2 protein-coding genes and 1 pseudogene are annotated in these 1,643 nt (G+C 75.3%); all 3 read left to right on the top strand.

The genetic code is table 11. The features are described from left to right. Nucleotides 1-648, top strand: a pseudogene (locus KBX39_RS30675) (AMP-binding protein); the annotation flags it as partial. Continuing rightward, on the top strand, nucleotides 645-1,178 hold the full coding sequence (locus KBX39_RS30670; protein ID WP_166456006.1) for a flavin reductase family protein: 534 nt from the start codon (nucleotides 645-647) through the stop codon (nucleotides 1,176-1,178). The pseudogene KBX39_RS30675 and the gene KBX39_RS30670, both read left to right, overlap by 4 nt. Then, nucleotides 1,175-1,643, top strand: a 469-nt coding sequence (locus KBX39_RS30665) for an inositol monophosphatase family protein (protein WP_282102497.1), incomplete at its 3' end; no start/stop codon positions are given. The genes KBX39_RS30670 and KBX39_RS30665, both read left to right, overlap by 4 nt.

Raw genomic sequence — 1,643 nt, 5'->3', positions numbered from 1 at the left:
GTGGCGAACCTCGACGGTCCCACCGAGCTGACCGTGACCTGCACCGGTCACCGGCTGCCGGCGGATCCGGCGGACTGGCCGGCCACCTCGAACGGCACCGTGCCGATCGGTGACGCGCACCCCGGGCTCGACGCGATCCTGCGCGGCGAGGACGGCACCGTCGGCGGTGACGACGGCGAGCTGTGCGTGCACGGGCCGCAGCGGTTCGACGGCTACCTCGACCCGGCCGACGACGAGGACCGGTTCGTCACGTACGCCGGTCGCCGGTACTACCGCACCGGGGACCGGGTCCGCCGCGAGCACGGCACGCTCGTGCACCACGGCCGCCTGGACGACCAGGTGAAGCTGCGCGGCTACCGGATCGAACTCGGCGAGATCGAAATGGTGCTGCGCGGCCACCCGGGGGTGCAGGACGCGGTGGTGCTGGCGTTCGGCGCGGGCGCCCACGTCGCCCAGCGCGCCGTCTACACCGGCGCCGCCGGGATCACCGCCGAGTTGACCCGCCGGTGCGCGGACCGGCTGCCCGGCTACATGGTGCCGGCCCGGATCCACCACGTGGCCGCGCTTCCCACGAACGCCAACGGCAAGACCGACCGGCGCCGGACCGCCGACCTGGTCGGCAGCGCGACGAGAGGAGAACGACGATGACCGGGACAGGAGACGGACACGACCAGGAAGGGGCGTTCCGTTCGGTGGCCGGGCGGTTCGCCACCGGAGTGGCGGTGGCGACGGCCGTCGGACCCGACGGCCCGGTGGGCATGACGGTCAACTCCTTCACCACCGTGTCGCTGTCGCCCCGGATGCTGCTGGTCTGCCTGCGGCGGGACTGCCGGCTGCTCGGCGCGGTCCGGCGTACCGGGCGTTTCGCGGTGACGGTGCTCGCCGACGACCAGCGCGCGGAGGCGGCCTGGTTCGCCAGCCGGGGACGGCCCAGCGGCGCCGACGGCTTCACCGGTGTCACCTACGACGCGGAGCGGGCGACCGGCTGCCCGCGCCTGACCGACGGGGTGGCGTACTTCGGCTGCGAGGCCGTCTCCGCCGACCCGGCCGGTGACCACGCCGTGCTGATCGGCGCGGTCCGCTCCGCCGGCCTGCTCCGGCCGACCCCACCGCTGCTGTTCGTGGACGGCCACTACGCGCGGGTCGCCGCACCGGCGGAAGCGCAGGTGGCGCGATGAGCATCGGCGCCGCTCCCGGCGACCTGCGCCACCTGAGCCTGCGCGCCGCGCGGGCCGGGGCGGACGCGATCCGCGAGGCACGGAGCCAGGGTTTCCGGACCATGCACAAGGGCGGGGCGGCGCAGGACCCGGTGACCACCGCCGACCACGCCAGCGAACGGGCCATCCTCGACCTGCTCGCCCGCGACCGGCCGCAGGACGCCGTCCTGGCCGAGGAGTCCGGGCTCAGCGCCGGCTGCTCCGGCCTGCGCTGGATCGTCGACCCGCTCGACGGCACGCTGAACTTCAGCCACGGGGCGAGCCGCTACGCGGTGAGCATCGCGGTGGCGATCGGCTGCGACGACGGCGACGGCCAGGTGGTCGCCGCCACCCTCCTGCAACCGGCAACCGGCGCCTGCCTGGTGCTCGACGGCGACGGCGCGCTCGACGGCGACGTCCCGGTCACCGTCGACCGGGAGGCCGCGC

The sequence above is a fragment of the Micromonospora sp. D75 genome, from assembly GCF_018070405.1.
Taxonomy (GTDB): Bacteria; Actinomycetota; Actinomycetes; order Mycobacteriales; family Micromonosporaceae; genus Micromonospora; species Micromonospora chalcea.
The sequence above is the reverse complement of the archived record's forward strand: the minus strand, read 5'-3'. Positions and strand labels throughout refer to the sequence as shown.